The organism is Haloarcula rubra (genome assembly GCF_019599465.1).
Lineage (GTDB): Archaea > Halobacteriota > Halobacteria > Halobacteriales > Haloarculaceae > Haloarcula > Haloarcula rubra.
The window spans coordinates 317595-332547 of the sequence record NZ_RKLR01000001.1; the positions used below are offsets into that span (position 1 = coordinate 317595).

24 protein-coding genes are annotated in these 14953 nt (G+C 66.8%); 11 read left to right on the forward strand and 13 right to left on the reverse strand.

The window, feature by feature from the left end; translation table 11 throughout:
• Nucleotides 1-19: 19 nt before the first annotated feature.
• Both EGH21_RS01750 and EGH21_RS01755 read right to left on the reverse strand, forming a co-directional pair.
• Nucleotides 20-1363 carry an alkaline phosphatase family protein gene (locus tag EGH21_RS01750; protein ID WP_220616752.1) on the reverse strand — a complete coding sequence of 448 codons (1344 nt, stop codon included), beginning with the start codon at nt 1361-1363 and terminating at the stop codon, nt 20-22.
• Between the two features lie 384 nt (nt 1364-1747).
• A complete protein-coding gene (locus EGH21_RS01755) occupies nt 1748-2281 on the reverse strand; it encodes an inorganic diphosphatase (RefSeq protein ID WP_049995268.1) in 534 nt (177 codons plus the stop codon).
• Nucleotides 2282-2633: 352 nt separating this feature from the next.
• Here EGH21_RS01755 and EGH21_RS01760 point away from each other — a divergent pair, with 352 nt between their 5' ends.
• On the forward strand, nt 2634-2993 hold the full coding sequence (locus tag EGH21_RS01760) for a PadR family transcriptional regulator (protein ID WP_220616753.1): 360 nt from the start codon (nt 2634-2636) through the stop codon (nt 2991-2993).
• 5 nt (nt 2994-2998) lie between these two features.
• Here EGH21_RS01760 and EGH21_RS01765 read toward each other — a convergent pair whose 3' ends face one another.
• The 3 genes from EGH21_RS01765 to EGH21_RS01775 all read right to left on the reverse strand — a co-directional run bounded on the left by EGH21_RS01765 (nt 2999) and on the right by EGH21_RS01775 (nt 4598).
• Nucleotides 2999-3553, reverse strand: a complete 555-nt coding sequence (locus EGH21_RS01765) for a DUF7108 family protein (protein ID WP_220616754.1) — start codon at nt 3551-3553, stop codon at nt 2999-3001.
• Nucleotides 3546-4139, reverse strand: a complete 594-nt coding sequence (gene rnhA, locus EGH21_RS01770) for a ribonuclease HI (protein ID WP_220616755.1) — start codon at nt 4137-4139, stop codon at nt 3546-3548. The genes EGH21_RS01765 and rnhA overlap by 8 nt, the downstream gene beginning before the upstream one ends.
• Before the next feature lie 63 nt (nt 4140-4202).
• Entirely contained in the window at nt 4203-4598 is a 396-nt protein-coding gene (locus EGH21_RS01775; protein ID WP_220616756.1) for a hypothetical protein, read from the reverse strand.
• A 101-nt stretch (nt 4599-4699) separates the two neighbouring features.
• Here EGH21_RS01775 and nreA point away from each other — a divergent pair, with 101 nt between their 5' ends.
• The 4 genes from nreA (at nt 4700) to EGH21_RS01795 (ending at nt 6746) form a co-directional block, all read left to right on the forward strand.
• The gene (gene nreA / locus EGH21_RS01780) at nt 4700-5995 is read left to right on the forward strand and encodes a DNA repair protein NreA (protein WP_220616757.1); all 1296 of its coding nucleotides are present in this window, start codon (nt 4700-4702) and stop codon (nt 5993-5995) included.
• 50 nt (nt 5996-6045) lie between these two features.
• Entirely contained in the window at nt 6046-6228 is a 183-nt protein-coding gene (locus EGH21_RS01785; protein WP_220616758.1) for a hypothetical protein, read from the forward strand.
• A gap of 77 nt (nt 6229-6305) precedes the next feature.
• Nucleotides 6306-6479, forward strand: coding sequence for a hypothetical protein (locus tag EGH21_RS01790; RefSeq protein ID WP_220616759.1), 174 nt, complete (start codon nt 6306-6308; stop codon nt 6477-6479).
• A gap of 42 nt (nt 6480-6521) precedes the next feature.
• On the forward strand, nt 6522-6746 hold the full coding sequence (locus tag EGH21_RS01795) for a hypothetical protein (RefSeq protein ID WP_220616760.1): 225 nt from the start codon (nt 6522-6524) through the stop codon (nt 6744-6746).
• Here EGH21_RS01795 and EGH21_RS01800 read toward each other — a convergent pair whose 3' ends face one another.
• Nucleotides 6747-7031, reverse strand: a complete 285-nt coding sequence (locus tag EGH21_RS01800; RefSeq protein WP_220616761.1) for a DUF5789 family protein — start codon at nt 7029-7031, stop codon at nt 6747-6749.
• Nucleotides 7032-7170: 139 nt separating this feature from the next.
• On the opposite strand from EGH21_RS01800, the gene EGH21_RS01805 reads away from it, so the two are divergent.
• Genes EGH21_RS01805 through EGH21_RS01815 form a run of 3 tightly spaced genes read left to right on the forward strand, consistent with a single transcriptional unit; the run spans nt 7171 to nt 9202 of the window.
• Complete coding sequence (locus EGH21_RS01805; RefSeq protein WP_220616762.1) at nt 7171-8205, forward strand: cell division protein CdpA domain-containing protein; 1035 nt, start codon at nt 7171-7173, stop codon at nt 8203-8205.
• Nucleotides 8206-8254: 49 nt separating this feature from the next.
• Nucleotides 8255-8581, forward strand: a complete 327-nt coding sequence (locus EGH21_RS01810) for a transcription factor S (protein WP_220616763.1) — start codon at nt 8255-8257, stop codon at nt 8579-8581.
• Between the two features lie 9 nt (nt 8582-8590).
• A complete protein-coding gene (locus tag EGH21_RS01815) occupies nt 8591-9202 on the forward strand; it encodes a DUF6517 family protein (protein ID WP_220616764.1) in 612 nt (203 codons plus the stop codon).
• Here EGH21_RS01815 and EGH21_RS01820 read toward each other — a convergent pair.
• From EGH21_RS01820 to EGH21_RS01845, 6 genes are all read right to left on the reverse strand, one after another.
• A complete protein-coding gene (locus tag EGH21_RS01820) occupies nt 9183-9590 on the reverse strand; it encodes a hypothetical protein (RefSeq protein WP_328765071.1) in 408 nt (135 codons plus the stop codon). The genes EGH21_RS01815 and EGH21_RS01820 overlap by 20 nt on opposite strands.
• Complete coding sequence (locus EGH21_RS01825; RefSeq protein WP_166968814.1) at nt 9587-9796, reverse strand: hypothetical protein; 210 nt, start codon at nt 9794-9796, stop codon at nt 9587-9589. Before EGH21_RS01825 ends, EGH21_RS01820 begins: the two co-directional genes overlap by 4 nt.
• A gap of 78 nt (nt 9797-9874) precedes the next feature.
• The gene (locus tag EGH21_RS01830) at nt 9875-10597 is read right to left on the reverse strand and encodes a methyltransferase domain-containing protein (RefSeq protein WP_220616765.1); all 723 of its coding nucleotides are present in this window, start codon (nt 10595-10597) and stop codon (nt 9875-9877) included.
• A 1-nt stretch (nt 10598) separates the two neighbouring features.
• On the reverse strand, nt 10599-10997 hold the full coding sequence (locus EGH21_RS01835; RefSeq protein WP_220616766.1) for a nascent polypeptide-associated complex protein: 399 nt from the start codon (nt 10995-10997) through the stop codon (nt 10599-10601).
• A gap of 134 nt (nt 10998-11131) precedes the next feature.
• Nucleotides 11132-11584 (reverse strand): Ig-like domain-containing protein, encoded by a 453-nt coding sequence (locus EGH21_RS01840; RefSeq protein ID WP_220616767.1) that lies wholly within the window; start codon nt 11582-11584, stop codon nt 11132-11134.
• A gap of 36 nt (nt 11585-11620) precedes the next feature.
• On the reverse strand, nt 11621-12091 hold the full coding sequence (locus EGH21_RS01845) for a PUA domain-containing protein (protein WP_220616768.1): 471 nt from the start codon (nt 12089-12091) through the stop codon (nt 11621-11623).
• A 174-nt stretch (nt 12092-12265) separates the two neighbouring features.
• Here EGH21_RS01845 and EGH21_RS01850 point away from each other — a divergent pair, with 174 nt between their 5' ends.
• Nucleotides 12266-12448 (forward strand): DUF8178 family membrane protein, encoded by a 183-nt coding sequence (locus tag EGH21_RS01850; RefSeq protein ID WP_220616769.1) that lies wholly within the window; start codon nt 12266-12268, stop codon nt 12446-12448.
• 47 nt (nt 12449-12495) lie between these two features.
• Here the strand turns inward: EGH21_RS01850 and EGH21_RS01855 are convergent, their stop codons facing one another.
• Nucleotides 12496-12993 (reverse strand): LabA-like NYN domain-containing protein, encoded by a 498-nt coding sequence (locus EGH21_RS01855; protein WP_220616770.1) that lies wholly within the window; start codon nt 12991-12993, stop codon nt 12496-12498.
• Nucleotides 12994-13265: 272 nt separating this feature from the next.
• Between EGH21_RS01855 and dapA the strand changes: the two genes are divergently transcribed.
• Both dapA and dapB read left to right on the forward strand, forming a co-directional pair.
• Nucleotides 13266-14192: a 4-hydroxy-tetrahydrodipicolinate synthase gene (gene dapA, locus EGH21_RS01860; protein ID WP_220616771.1), complete on the forward strand. Its 927-nt coding sequence runs from the start codon at nt 13266-13268 to the stop codon at nt 14190-14192.
• Entirely contained in the window at nt 14189-14947 is a 759-nt protein-coding gene (gene dapB, locus EGH21_RS01865) for a 4-hydroxy-tetrahydrodipicolinate reductase (protein WP_220616772.1), read from the forward strand. Before dapA ends, dapB begins: the two co-directional genes overlap by 4 nt.
• Nucleotides 14948-14953 lie beyond the last annotated feature (6 nt).

Genomic DNA, 14953 nt, shown 5'->3' on the forward strand with positions numbered 1-14953 from the left:
CCCGCGAACTGAGAGCGGCTCAGACCAGACTGCTGCCGTCGAACTCGGTCCGGTCGTAGTCGTGTTCGAGCAGGTCCAGAATCGTCGGCGCGATGTCGTAGAGGTCGGCGTCGTCGATGCGCGCGTCGGCGTCGTCCACGAGGAGCGTCGCGTTGTCGAACGAGTGCATCCCGTTGCGCGGGCCGACGTCGAACACTTCCTCGCTCCCTTTGAACCCGGCTTTCAGGTCGAAGCCGTGGTTCGGGACGACGACGAGGTCCGGTGCGATGTCGTCGTGGTCGCCGCGGAACGCGTCCTCGCGAGTGACCACGCGGTCGGCGACCTTCTTGCCGTTCGGCCCTTCGAGGGCTTCGAGTCTCTCCTTGAGGTCGGCCCGGACCGACTCGTACTCCTCTTCGGGGACGCCGCCGTTCGGTTCGCGGCCGTCTAAGTTGATGTAGAACCGGCCGGGGATGAGCGAGTAGGCTTCGGCGTCCTCGCTGATGTCGCCGAGTTCGGAGTGGTCCTCGTCCTCGTACTCCAGCCAGCCCTCCTGTTCGAGCCACTCGTTGAAGTGGACCTCGTACTCCAGCGTGGTGAATCCGTGGTCGGAGGCGACGACCATCGTCACGTCGTCGGCGAGTTGGTCGCGAAGCTTTCCGAGGTACTCGTCGACCTGCTTGTAGAAGTCGAAGAACTCCTGCTGGTACTCCCCGTCCTGTTCGTAGTGTTTGAACAGGAAGTGGTTCACCCGGTCCGTGGTCATGAACACGCCGAAGAAGAGGTCCCAGTCGTCCTGCTGGACGTAGTGGGAGAACGTCTCGTAGCGCTTCTCTAGCGTCTCGTGGGCGTCCTCGACGAACTCGGTCTTGTCCTCGTCGTGGCCCAGTTTGGCGTTGACGTCGATGCGGTAGTTCGTCTCTTCGAGTCGGTCACGGAGTTCGTCGGGGTAGGCGGCCTTGTCGACGCCGGGCGAGAGGAAGCCCGAGACCATCCGCTGGACGTTACGCTGGGGCGGGAACGTCACCGGGACGTTCAGTACGGTGGCGTCGCGCCCCTCGTCGGTGACCCGGTCCCACAGGCGCGTCGCCTGTACGTCCCGACCCATGGGGACGTACGTGTCGTAAGAGCCGACTTCGCGGTCCTGAAAGCCGTAGACGCCAGTCTCGCCGGGGTTGACACCCGTCGTCAGGGCCGGCCAGCAAGCGCTCGACTCGGGCGGCACGATGCTGTCGATGGGGCCGCCGCTGCCCTCCGTCTTGAGTTCGGTGAGGTTCGGAAACACGTCCGGATGCTCGTCGATGAGACTGTACGGCACGCCGTCGATGCCGAAGAAGGCGACGCGGGGGGCGTCGTCACCTTTCAGACGGTCGAATAGACCCATGCCCGTCGTTAGACCGGTCGGGGACAAGAAGCTTCTTTTCGTGTCTGTGTCACGGACACCGGCAAAACGTTCGTGGCCGCCGTGGAACCGGCTACCGCTCCGCGTTCTCCGGGACGACTGTCAGGTGGGCGATTCCCGGGGGCGTCGGGTCTTCTCGCGCCGTTCCGCCTGTGGGGTCGGCGGGCGTCGTCTCGGATTGGTCGGTTGCCATCGTGTCTGTAACACCGGTCGCCACCCTGAAAAGATTACCCATGCTCATACATAATCGGCAACGACTGCCGATATTATCTGCGGGCATACGTCGCGTGTCTCGCGGGCATTCGAGAGGACAGCCACTGGTGTGGGCGGGAACACGAACGGCGAGAAGCAGCCGTCGAGCGTGGTTCAGTTGAAGTGCTCGTCGTAGAGGTCCTGAGCGTGCTCGATAGCGTCCATCGCGGCCTGTTTGTCCTCCCAACCCAGCGTCTCGACTTCCTTGCCCTCCTCTAAGTTCTTGTAGGTCGCGAAGAACTCGTCTATCTCGTCGAGTTGCTGCTGGGGGATGTCCTCTAAGTCTTCGATGTGGTCGTAGCGCGGGTCCTCGGTGGGGACGGCGATGACCTTGTCGTCCTGTTCGCCGTCGTCGTCCATCTTCATCAGGGCGACGGGACGGGCCTCGATGATGCAGCCGGGGAACGTCTGGTCCTCGACGAGGACGAGGACGTCGAAGGGGTCCTCGTCGTCGTAGTACGACTGCGGGATGAAACCGTAGTCAGAGGGGTAGTGGACGTTCGAGTGGAGCACACGGTCGAGGACGACGCCGGGGACGTCCTTGTCGTACTCGTACTTGTTACGCTCGCCTTTGAGGCACTCGACGACGGCGTAGATCTCTTCGGGCGGGTTCGGTCCGGTTTCGAGGTCTTCCCAGAGGTTCGTCATCACCCGCGACTGCGCGACGGCGGCAAAAGTTACTTTCGTAATCCGCCCGGAGTGCGAGCTCCGGAGGCCAGTGGAGCGGTCGGGCCTCCATCGCAGCGGCGCAGGCGGTCCACGTCAGAAGACGCAAAGTATTTATCCAGTACTCTTGCAGGATTATCCAACGGACGACAGTATCCGGTTCAGACACACCCTACGCACCAACGGACGAACACGTCTCGACCGGAAAGCCGCTACACATACCGCGTTTTCGATAGTTGTTGCTACGTGAAATATGGGGTCCCGTCGTCCGGTCGTAATCGTTCGTACGTCGGAGTTAACAAGTGTTAAATAGCTTGATGACATTTAGCTAACCATGTCAGAGGCACAATCCATCAAGGGCAGCCCCGGCGTCGCAAAGGACTTGACCGCGTTCCAACAGAACATCCTCGTCATCCTCGCAGAGGAACCACGGTACGGTCTCGCTATCAAGCGCGAACTCGAGGAGTACTACAGCGACGAAGTCAACCACGGCCGTCTGTACCCCAACCTCGACGACCTCGTCGAGATGGGGCTGGTCGAGAAGAGCGAACTCGACAAGCGGACCAACCAGTACTCGCTGACCGACGACGGCAAGGACGCCGTCCTCGACCAGCTCGGCTGGGAGTTCTCGAAGTTCGTCACCGGAGAGGGCCGCGCCGACGAACTCCGCGACCTCGTCGACGCGCAGGAATAGACGGCTTAGCGCTCCGGTAGCCGACCACCCGCTTTTTCGACGGCCAGACGGACAGACTCCTCGAGGAGCGCCCGCTGTTCGTCGGTCGGCCAGACGTTCCGCGGGAAGTACTCCTCGCGGAACTCCCGCAGTTCGTCGGGCGTCGCGTCCGCTATCGGCTTCGCGTAGTGGTTCCCCATGAAGTCGGCGAGCGCGTCGGCGGTGGCGCCATGGGCATCCCCGTGGTCGGCGCGAACCGCCTCGGCGACTGCCCGGTTGGCCTCGTCGACCGTGTCCCACTCGTCGGGGGTCTCGGGCCCCGAGAGCCTGACTTCGACGCCGCGGTCGGTCTCCTCGACCCGGTCCGGACGGATGACGCCGTCCTCGACCCAGTCGGCGGGGTGACAGACGAGTACCTCGCCGGTGTCTTCCTCCCGAATCCGCGAGGTGTACCCGTGTTCGTCGAGGAGCGACGCGCGCTCGACCCGGTAGGCCGCCGCTTCCTCCTCGTCGACCGCGTCGCGGGCGAGTTTGGTGAGTCGTTCCACCTCGTCGACCGTCTCGCTTGGCAGGTCAGTCATCGAGTGCGTCGTTGGCTAGTTGGTCCGCGCGGTCGTTTATCTCTCGCGGAACGTGCTCGATGTCCCACTCGTCGAACTGCGTGAGCAGTTCGCGGACCCGGACGCGTTTCTCCCGGAGGTCCGGGTCGTTCGTGTTCCACTCGCCGCGGACCTGCTTGACGATGAGTTCCGAGTCCCCGCGGACGTGCACCTCGTCGAACCCGAAGTCGGCGGCGACCTCGAGGACCTTGACGAGCGCGGCGTACTCGGCCTGATTGTTGGTCGCGCGGCCGATGGTCTCGCCGCCCTCGGCGACGATACCGCTGTCGTCGACCAGTACGTACCCGACCGACGCCGGACCGGGGTTGCCGCGGCACGCGCCGTCGAAGTAGGCGTGGACGCGCCCGCCGTCCTCGCCGCGCAGGAGCGCCTCCAGTTTCGCGGTGTCGTCGCCCTGCACGACGACCTTGCCCTCGTAGGCGACGGCCGTCGCGCCGCCGTACTCCGCCCGCCACCGCTCGTGGTCGGTGTTTCCCGCCTCGACACTGACGCCAGCGTCGGCTAACTGCGCTCGGGCGACACTCTCGTCACACTCTATGACCGGCATCGTTCGAGAAGGACCCGGGAACCGCAAAAACCGTTGTGGTCTGCCCGGTCGAGCGCGACCGAGTCAGTTGCCAGCGCGCTTCGCGATGCGCTGGGCACCGGTCTGCCGGCCCTCTTCGCCGCCGAGGTAGCGGTCGACGATGGCCGCCGCGCCGCCGGCAGTGACGACGAGGCCGAGGACGAGCATCACGGTCAGGAACGGGTCGACGGCGTAGAAGAGTATCGGAGACACCGTCAGAACCAGCCCACAGACGACGCCCGCCACCGCTGCCAGCGGCGCGGCCTGTTTACCGGAGGCCGCCCGGTAGGCGGAGTGGCCCACGGCCAGCGCCGCTATCTCGCCGACGAGCAGGTTCGTCAGTGCCTGCGTGTGCGGCACCGAGAACACCGACGGCAGGAATATGACGACGATACTCACGACGGTTCCGGCCAGCCCGACCCACTTCGTTGCGTTCACCATGATTTATATCACCTGTTGTTACTCAGTCCAGGTACGTAATACTTGTTCACGTACGTTCGTCGGGGACAGGTTCATGCCTGACAGGGGCGAACCGGAGGTAGATGCAGCTCGACGATTTCATCGAGGGGTTCGAACGCGACGAGGCCGCGGAGAAGCGCCGCCTCGCCGAGGAGAAGTCCTACGCCATCACCGACCATCTCGAAGACGTCGAGCGGCAGTTCGAGGAGACGGTGCAGGGCGACGCCCTGTTCGGCTCGACTGCCCCCGAGATATTCGTCGGTCGGTCGGGCTACCCGAACGTCTCGACGGGCCTCCTCTCACCCGTCGACCGGGACGCCGCCGCCGAGGGCTTCGCCACGAGCAGCGAGTGGTACGACGCCGGCCTCGGCATCGAGGACGTCCTCCAGCGGCGGACGGGGATGCTCAACTCGACCCGACCGACCGCCGTCGACGCCGTGAGTACGGGTGGTCGCCGCGGGAGCGACGCCGGCGGTGCCTACGACGTGTGGAACGGGTTCGTCGGCGTCCAGCGCGAGGTGGCCATCGCGGACCACCCGGTGGACGTCGAGGTGGGACTCAACGGGACGCCGGAACTGGACGTGCAGTTCGACGACGTGGGGACGCCGACCGGCCCGCGGGCCCACGCGACCGGCGCCGACCTCGCGGAGAACCCCCACGTCCCCAAGCCGGTCGAGAAGACCCTCTCGGACGACGACTGGCAGGCCGAAGGAGCGATGACGTACCTCTACCGGCGCGGCTTCGACGTCTACGACATCAACACCATCCTCTCGGCCGGGGCGCTGGGACAGGCCAGCGAGCGGTCGCTCGTCCCGACCAGGTGGTCTATCACCGCCGTCGACGACACCGTCGGCCAGTACCTCCGTGGGACGACGCGCAACAGCGACACCATCGACAAGCCCGAGGTGTGGTACAACGAGTACATGGGCAACCGCTACTGGGTCCTGCTGGCACCGGGTCGCTGGGAGTTCGAACTCGTGGAGATGAAAGCGCCCGAGAGCGTCTGGAACCCCCGACCCGACACGGGCTACTACATGTCCAGCGCGTACGAGGGGTACGAGGGCCGGACTGGGTACGTAGAGGAGACGGCCGGCGCGTACTACGCCGCCCGCCTCGGCGCCCTCGAACACCTGCAGGAACGCGGCCGACAGGCGAAGTGTCTCGTCCTGCGAGAGATTACCGACGACTACTGGGCACCCGTCGGCGTCTGGCAGGTCCGGGAGGGGGTCCGGAACGCCTTCGACGGCGAACCCGGCGTCGGCCAGTCGTTCAGCGAGACGCTCTCGGCCGTGAGCGACCAACTGCCGGTCAGCGTCGGAGCGCTCCGGCGGAAGTCCGAACTCGTCGCCGGTCTCCAGTCACAGCTCTCGGACTTCTAAGGTCCGTAGAAGCGACAACCATTACATTCGCGCTGGTGTTACAGCCCGGTATGAGCCCTCCACTCCTACTGTTTCCGGGCCTCCCCGGCGGAGTCGAATTGGTCGTCCTCCTCCTGATGATGGTCCCGTTTCTGGGACTCCCCCTGGCCCTCGTCGTCGGCGCGTACCTGTTCGGAAAGCGACGCGGTCGCGCCGAGGTGACCGACGGCGACGGGACAGAGCGTGTCGAGTAGGAGACAGTGAGTCGGCGTCTCACGCCCGCTACGGCCAGAATCGACTGGTTTAACCGTCCGAATCCGTGAATGGGGATGTGTCCCCTCAGCCCGCAGACACCGCCCCGTCACAGGAGTTGACGAGTCAGGCCTACCACATCACCGTCGACGACGGCCGTGACTCGTTCTGCGCGCTCAGCATAGAGTCGCCCGACGTCGAGACGGCGTGGCTCATCTCCGACACCGTTCGGTCGCTGGAGAACATGCGATAGCGTCGCAAAAGCGGTTTGAGCCCACCCGTGTTACCTCCAGCCATGTATCCGCTACTGCAAGGACCGGGGGTGGGTGGGCTGGTCGTCGTCTTCCTCTTGCTACTGGCGATGGTGGTGCCCGTCCTCGTCGTCCTCGGTATCGCCCTGTATCTCACCCGCGACCAGTGGGACGACCGGAAGGACGTGGTCGGGACGCCGGCGGACCCGACGGTAGACGCGGACGAGACGCCGCCAGAAGACCAGCGCGCCGACGACGAGTCGGCGTAGTCACTCGGTCGGGACCGGACCGGTGCCGACGACCTCTCGCACCGCGGCCTCGAACTCGTGGCGGTCGGCGAAGTACGGTTCGTCGACGTCGTCCATGACCTCGGCCAGTTCCTGCGGCCCGTCGGGGGTCCTGATGGTGGTGTCGCCCTCTCGGTCGACGACCGTACTGTGTTCGATACCCCACGTGAGCCGTGCCGTGACGCGGGCCAGCGGTGCCCCCTCGACGTCGGGCCCCGAACCGAGTTCGACGGCCGGCGCCTCTTCCTCGCTGTCGTCGTCGCTCATACCCGAACTGTTCCCGCCGGCCCGATTAGTGTTTTCGGAATGTGAGCGGTCCGCTGGCGCGCTCTCCGCGCGTCGCTCGCGCGCACGTCATGCGCTCGTCTGACGGGTAGTTTTGAGGAACGCCGTCCTAGACGGTCCTATGACCAGTTTGACGGACGTCTACGAGGGGGAAGTCGGCCGCGTCGCGTCGCGCCGACAGCAGCTCGTCGGGTCGGGGCTGTTCCTCGCGGGGGTCGCCGGACTCGTCGCCGCCATCGCGCTGGCGACGACGGACGTGGGGGTGACGGTCGGTACGGGAGAATACGCCGGCCGGCGGGCCGCCGGCATCCTCGCAGGCGTCGGCCTCCCGGCCGTCGTCCTCGGCGTCTTCGCGGTCCTCCCGGCCAGCAGACGGGTCCGGGCGACGGCGGTCCTCGGGGCGAGCGTCTCACTGCTCGGCGTCGCCGTCTTCCAGCACATCTATCCGTACGACTGGATGACGAACGCGCCGTTGCAGGCGCTGGGGACCAGCATCGTCTACGTCGCCGGCGTCCTGACGACCTTCTGGTGTCTGTTCGCGGCGCTCGCGACGTTCAACACCCGGAAGTCGCCGGGCGGCAGCGCTCGGATGGAGATAACCGAGGAGGGCACCATCGAACTCGTCGAGGAGGCCCGCTCCATCCCGGGGATGGGCGGTATCGGGTTCTTCGGCGACGACCCCGACGGCGGCGTCGAGACGCAGACGAACCGACGTGACGAGGGCCGGGGCACCGTCAGCGACGGCGGCGACGGGAGCGAGGTGCTCCGGTCGCCGGCCGGGTCCGGCGGAGAGAGCGAGACGGCCTCCCCGGCCGGCCCACAGCACGGCGGTCGGCAGTCGGCGACCGGGCAGTCGGCAGACGACACCGGCCAGCGGTCGGCGAGAACCGGTCCGTCGGAGCGTGACCTCGACCCGAGCGTGGCCAGTGCCGGTCCGGAGTCGTCACCCAGCACGGACGGGGGCACTACGAGCCACACCGGACAGGACCCCATCACGGAGACGGCCGTCCACCGCGGCGAACCCGACAACTACTGTGGCAACTGCCGCCACTTCCAGTACGTCATGGACGGCGACGACGTCGAACCGTACTGTACGTTCCACGAGGAGATGCTGGACGACATGGACCCGTGTCCGGCGTGGGTCGACAACGACTGACCCGAACCCGGGTGTTTAACACGGGCGCGTTGCTTACGGGTGGACAACGATGGAGTTCTGCGACGACTGCGGTTCGATGATGAAGACCGAGGGCGATATGTGGCTCTGCGAGAGCTGTGGCTACGAGAAGGCCCGTAACGCCGAGGCCGAACAGGAGATGGCCGTCACCACACAGGGCCAAGAGGAGTCCGAGGTCGTCGACACCTCCGAGGTCGAGGCCGAGGACATGGGGCCGACGACCGGTGCCCGCTGTCCCGAGTGTGGCAACGAACGCGCCTTCTACGAGATGAAACAGATTCGGGCCGCCGACGAGTCCGAGACGCGCTTCTTCACCTGCACCGAGTGCGAGCACAAGTGGCGCGAGGACGACCACTGAGGCGGTAGCGTGTCGGACGACGCCTCGTTTCCGGACGTTCCCGCGGACCGCCTGCGCGACGAGGGATGGGAACTGACAGACGAGAGCGTCGAGACGGTGTTCAAACTGCCGACGGCCAGCGTCGTCGGCGCGACCGAACTGTACGACGACGTGCGGACGCGCGAGGCCGCCGCGGCCGCTACCGGTATCGACAACCAGTGGCGCTTCTTCTTCGCGACGGCGCTGACCTTCCGGCCTCCGCTGGCACCGGGCATCGGCCCGGCCATGATTCTCCCGACGGTTCGCTCGGAGGCCAACTCGACGTTCGCCGACGAGTTGCGTGGCCGTGGCTTCGAGGACGTCGACCGCGGCCGTCGGGAACGGGTCCGGACCGACAGCGGGGACCGGGCCAGACTGCGGGAGTACACGGCGTCGATGCCGCTCCCGGAGGCCGACGCGACGCTCTCGATAACCGGCTGGGTCGGGGTGTGGCACGGCGACGGGTTCCGCATCGCCGCAGGCGCCTACCCGAACGAGGCGGTCGGCGAGACGCTGGGCCTGTCGGACCCGCCGGACCGACTCAGACGACAGCCACGGGAGTACCGCGACGAACTGCTCTCGCTCATCCGCGCCGTCGAGTGAGAGCGGCGAGGAGCGGCCCCTCCGGGACGAGTTCGACGGGACCGAACCCGAGACGGCGAGCGACGGCGCTCGGGTCGGCGGCGTCACCGACGCGTGCGACCGGGACGCCGCGGACCGCCAGTTCGACTGTCAGGCCGACGGAGGCGAGCGCTGCCGCCGCGTCCATCGTCTCGACCGGGAGCCGCCGCCACAGCGAGAGCGCGGCGGGGAGCGACGGCACGTCGACGGTGACGACGTCGTCGTAGCCGACGACGGTGACGCCGTGGCCGTCCACCTCGACGTCGAGGTCGGCCTCGACGGCGAGTGACGGCCGGTCGTCGAGGGCGTCCAGTAGCTCCGCGACTGTCTCGATGGGCTCGCGGTGTCGTCGCTCGGTGGTGGTGGTCACTCGTTCTCGCGGGTAGTAATAGTCAGCGTGCCGTCGACTCGCCAGTGTGCGTAGTCGGCGTCGTCGCCGGTCTTGCTCGGTACGTCGACCTCCATGTCCTCGAACTCGTAGGTAATCTCGGCGTTACGGCCGGTGAGCCGGTCGTACAGTCCGATTGCGAGTTCGGGCCACGTCGTCGTCTCGTCTGGAGCTTCGGCTTCGCTCATGCAGCCACCGATACGTGTCAGTGGGGCTTGAAACCACGGCCCAACTAGTCGGGGGACACCGAGATGCGGCCTGACTTCTCAGGGCCGTCTGGCGAACGTGAGGTAGCCCGTGTGTCCGACCCCGCCGGTGGACGGGCGCGACCCTCTGTCGTCGAAGTCCATCTCTCGCTGGATGGTGTCCAGCGTCTCTATCTGGTCCAGTCCCACTTCCTCGGCGGCGGCGACCGCATCGCGCGTGTTCTCGACGAACGGCGAGTACACCGCGAGCGAGCCGCCCCGGTCGAGCAGAGTCGGTGTTCGCTCGACGACGGTCGGTGCGTCCTCGGTGTCGAGCGTCACGACGTCGAACCCCGAGAGCTCGTCGAGGTCGTCGGTCACGTCGCCGGTTCGGACCTCGACGGCGTCCTCGACGCCGGCCACCACCATGTTCTGGCGGGCTACCTCGGCGAACTCGGGGTCGATCTCGTAGGTCACGACGTCCGCACCCAGTCGACCCACGTACGCACTGAGGATGCCGGTCCCGGTCCCCGCGTCGAGGACCCGGTCGCCCGCAGCGACGCCGGTCTTGCCGACGACCAGTCCCACGTCTCGGGGCATCATCGGCGCGCCGGTCCGCTCGAGGTGGTTGAACAGGTCCGGGCCGCGGAGGCGTCGGACGGTGAAGCCGGTGCCCAGATGCGTCTCCACGACGTCGCCGGGCGCGACGTCTTCCGGGACCTCCAGAATGCCGAGGTCCGACTCGAAGCGTTCTCCCGGGTCCAGCAGGTACTCGCGGTCCTCGTGGACGAACAGGTAGGACACGTTACTCCAGTTGGTCGACGGCGTCCGCGAGGTCGCCGTCGTTGTCTTCGAGGGCCTCGCGGGCCGTCTCCTCGTCCACGCCGGTCCGCATCGAGACGAGTTCCACGTCGTCGGCGTCGACGACGTTCCCGTCGTCGCCGCTGGCCTCGTCGCCCTCGTCGGCGCTCTCGCTGTCGCTCCCGGCGCCACGCTCTCGGGACTCGGGGTCGCCGACGACCTGATACGTCTTCTGGCCCTGCGCTTCCATCAACTGGACCTCCGCGTCGGTGAAGACGAGTTCCTCGTCCGGTGTCCGGATGATTACCTCTTCGGCATCGATGTCGTCCATGTCGATGCCCATCTGTTCCATCATCTGCTTCATCTTGCGCGGGTTCATGCCCCCGCCGCCGCCTCCAAACATACTCTGGACTGCGCGTTCTGGATAAAAAAGGCTAGCGACCCACCTTTTTCGACGGGGCATCGGGCGCGTCGCGGCCCCAACCGCCGGCCAAAGGCGTGGGCGAACAGCGCCCGTTCGCCGACGCCTCCCGAGAGTCACTCCTCCCAGTAGACGTTGATTCCGTCCGCACCGACGTCGACGAAGTGGTTCGACCCCATCCGGACGTCGTAGGAGCCGATGGCGAGCGTCATCGTTCGCTGCGGTCCGTTCTCGACGGTCACCGCGAGTTCGTAGTCGCCGGGCGACCGGATGCGGCTGTCGAGCTCCCGTGAGTCGCCGGGAGCGAGCGTCAGCGACTCGTCGACGAACGTCTGGTCGGTCCGCGTGAGCGTCAGCGACACTGTCCGCTCGGTGTCGGTGCCGTTGCTGACGACGAACAGAATCGGGTCGTCCGGGTCGGGGGTCACCGCGTCCGTGTCGGTGTCGGTCGGTGACGACGTGTCCGTCGGCTCGTCGGTCGGCGACTCCTCTGGCGGTTCGGAACCGGAACACCCGGCGAGCGATGCGGCGGAGAGGGCAGCGGCCGTGAGGACCTGCCGGCGGCGCATATCTGCAGTTCAGAGTGGGCGGATAAGTGCTTTGTCTCAGTCGCCGTCGGCCCCGCGGCGGACCTTCACCGCCATCCCCGTCTCGAAGTCGGCCATGCCGTGGCCCGGCAGTTCCGCACGGCCGACGGCCAGCAAGTCGCCGTCCTCGTGGACGACCAGCGCTTCGTCGCCGGGCCGCAGGCCGGGGTCGGCCTGCTGGACGAACTTCGCGAAGGCGTTGCGCCCCTCGCGGACGAACGGTTCGCTCTCGTCGCCGACGACGACGCGATGGCGCGGGGCCTCGAAGTGGGCCTGCAGGCGGCGGCCGCCGGTCAGCCCCAGCGTGTAGCGGCCGTCGGTGCCGTAGGTGACCAGACGGCCGTCGTCGGCGATGACCTGCCGCGGCCGGCCGGAACTCGTGTGCGTTACCTCGACGGTATCGACCGACGGGAACAGGGCCCGTCCCGCGCCGGGGCCGAACTGGTAGTCGGCACCGCGGCGGAGGCCACGGAACTCGCTGTCGCTCATGAGCGGTGTTCACCGCCGGGGCGTCAACCGCTTTTCGGTCCAGTGGCACGCGCACGTTCGTGATACGGTGTTGACAATACACCGTTATACTGTGGTGTTTGTGACTGTCTAACGCACTCCCCTCCGTCGATTTTGGGGAAATTTATACCGGATGAACGCTAAGCGAGAGGTACAATGGCTACCGACAATCGAAAAGTGATGCTGGGCGCGCTGTTGCTGTTCGTCAGCACGGCGCTCATCCTCGGGACAGGACCGATAGACGTCGCCATCCCGGCCGTCGCCGCCGGCGTCGCGGCGCTGGGGCTGGCGGCGGGTGCGCTCCTCGTGGGCACTTCCGAAGACGGCCGCCCGGTCTAACGCTCGCTACGACGTTCTCGCCCGGACACCGCGCTCGTGAGTGACGACTACAACAGGAATCGGTCCGGGTCCTCGCTCAGGTCGACGAACCCGTCGACGGCGTCTTTCAGGTCCTCGGACGAGGACTCCTCGAAGCCCATCGCCTCGATGCGACAGCCCTCGTGACGGACGTAGCGACAGACCCGCGCGAAGTCGCCGTCGCCGGTACAGAGGACGACGGCATCGTTGTGTTTCGCCAGCGTGACGGCGTCTAGGCTCATCCCGACGTCCCAGTCGGCCTTCTTCGACCCGTCCTCGAACGTCTTGATGTCCTTGATGCGCGTCTCGAAGCCGATGTCGACGAGCGCTTCGAAGAACGTCTCCTCCTCGGGGGAGTCCGCACGGATGACGTAGGCGATGGCACGGGTGAGTTCTCGGCCGTCGACGGCCTCCTCGAGTAGGGCCGAGTAGTCGATGTTCCGCGTGTAGAGACTCCGGGCGGTGTGGTAGAGATTCTGCGCGTCCGCGAGAACGGCCACGCGCTGGCCCGGGTGTGATACGGTCATACTCCGTGTTGGCGTCCGCTCTCGGATAGGTTTTCGGATGCAGCGGACAGAACACAACAGCTAAGTCCCTCACGGTCTGTCACTCGTGTATGTCACGGCGCCTCGACGCGGCGGCCCGACCGGTCGCGAGCGGCGTCTGTGTCGTCTCCAAACCGAAGCGTACGGACGACTACTGACTCGCGGCGGGCGTAGCGCCCCCGTCCCGGGTCGATTTCTCCCGCATCGCCTGCAACCGGACCACATATCCCATAGCGACACGACACACCTCAGCAATGACAGCAATCGACTTCCACGGCGTCTATCCCGCGATGTGTACGCCGTTCCACGACGACGACGACCGCAGTATCGACTTCGAGACACTCCGAGACGACGCCCAGCGCCTCGAAGAAGCAGGCGTCGACGGCCTCGTTCCGGTCGGCTCTACGGGCGAGTCCGCGACGATGACCCACGACGAACACGTCGAAGTGGTCGAGGCGGTCATCGACGCCGTCGACGACGTGCCGGTCATCGCCGGCACCGGGTCGAACAACACCCGGGAGGCGCTCTCGCTCTCCCGGCGTGCGGCCGACGCCGGCGCCGACGCCCTGCTCCTCATCTCGCCGTACTACAACAAGCCCGAACAGCAGGGCCTCGTCGACCACTACACCACCATCGCCGACGAGGTGGACTGCCCGCAAATCGTCTACAACGTCCCCTCGCGCACCGGGCGCAACATCGAACCGGACACCGCCGTCGAACTGGCGAGCCACGACAACATCCGGGCGTTCAAGGCCGCCAGCGGCGACATGAACCAGATTTCGGAGATCATCGAGCGTACGCGTGACGAGGAGTTCGCGGTGCTCTCGGGCGACGACGGCATGACCCTGCCCGTCCTCTCGGTGGGCGGCCACGGCTGTATCTCCGTCTCGGCGAACATCGAACCCGAGCGGACCTGTGCGATGGTCGGCGCGGCGCTGGCCGAGGACTACGAGCGCGCCCGGGCCATCCACCACGAACTGGGGCCGCTGTTCCGTGCGCTGTTCGTCGAGACGAACCCCATCCCGGTCAAGGAGGCCATGCGCATCCGCGGCTACGGGCCCGCACACGTCCGGTCGCCGCTGACGCGCCTCTCCGAGGAACACCTCGACGACCTGCGTGACGTACTCGCGGTGCTCGAGGACGAAGACCTCGAAGACGAGTACGCGGAGATAGAGCGATGACGCGGGTCGCCGTCAACGGCGTCACGGGCCGGATGGGCGGCGCCGTCGTGGAGACGGCCGCCGACCGAGACGTCGAGGTCGTCGTCGGGTTCGCTACGAGCGACGTCGAACGGGCCCACGGCGTCCCGGTCGTCCACCCCGAAGGGGCCACGGAGGCGCTCCGGGAGTACGACGTGGACGTCGTCGTGGACTTCGCCGCCCCCGAGGGCGCGCTGACCGTCGCCGACGCCTGCGCCGAGACGGGCGTCGCGATGGTCGTCGGGACCACCGGGTTCGACGACGACGGCCTCGACCGACTCGACGCCGTCAGTGCCGAGGTTCCGCTCCTGAAGGCGAGCAACTTCTCGCAAGGGATTCAGGTGCTCCAGCGACTCGTCGGCGAGGCCGTCCGCGCGCTGGACGACTACGACCTCGAACTGCTGGAGAGCCACCACAACGGCAAGGTCGACGCGCCGTCGGGCACGGCCAACAGCCTCCTCGCGACGATTCAGGAGGAACGGGACGTCGAACCCGTCTACGGCCGCGAGGGCCACGCGCCCCGCGACGAGGACGAAATCGGCGTCTTCGCCCGCCGGGCCGGTGACATCCGCGGCGAACACGAACTCGTCCTCGCCGGCAACGACGAGGTGGTGACCCTCGCCCACCGCGCGGAGGACCGCGGCGTCTTCGCGGCGGGCGCGCTGGACGCGGCGACGTGGCTCGTCGGCCGTGACCCCGGCCGGTACGAGTTCGGTTCGGTCGTCGACGCCTCGTAGGCCCCT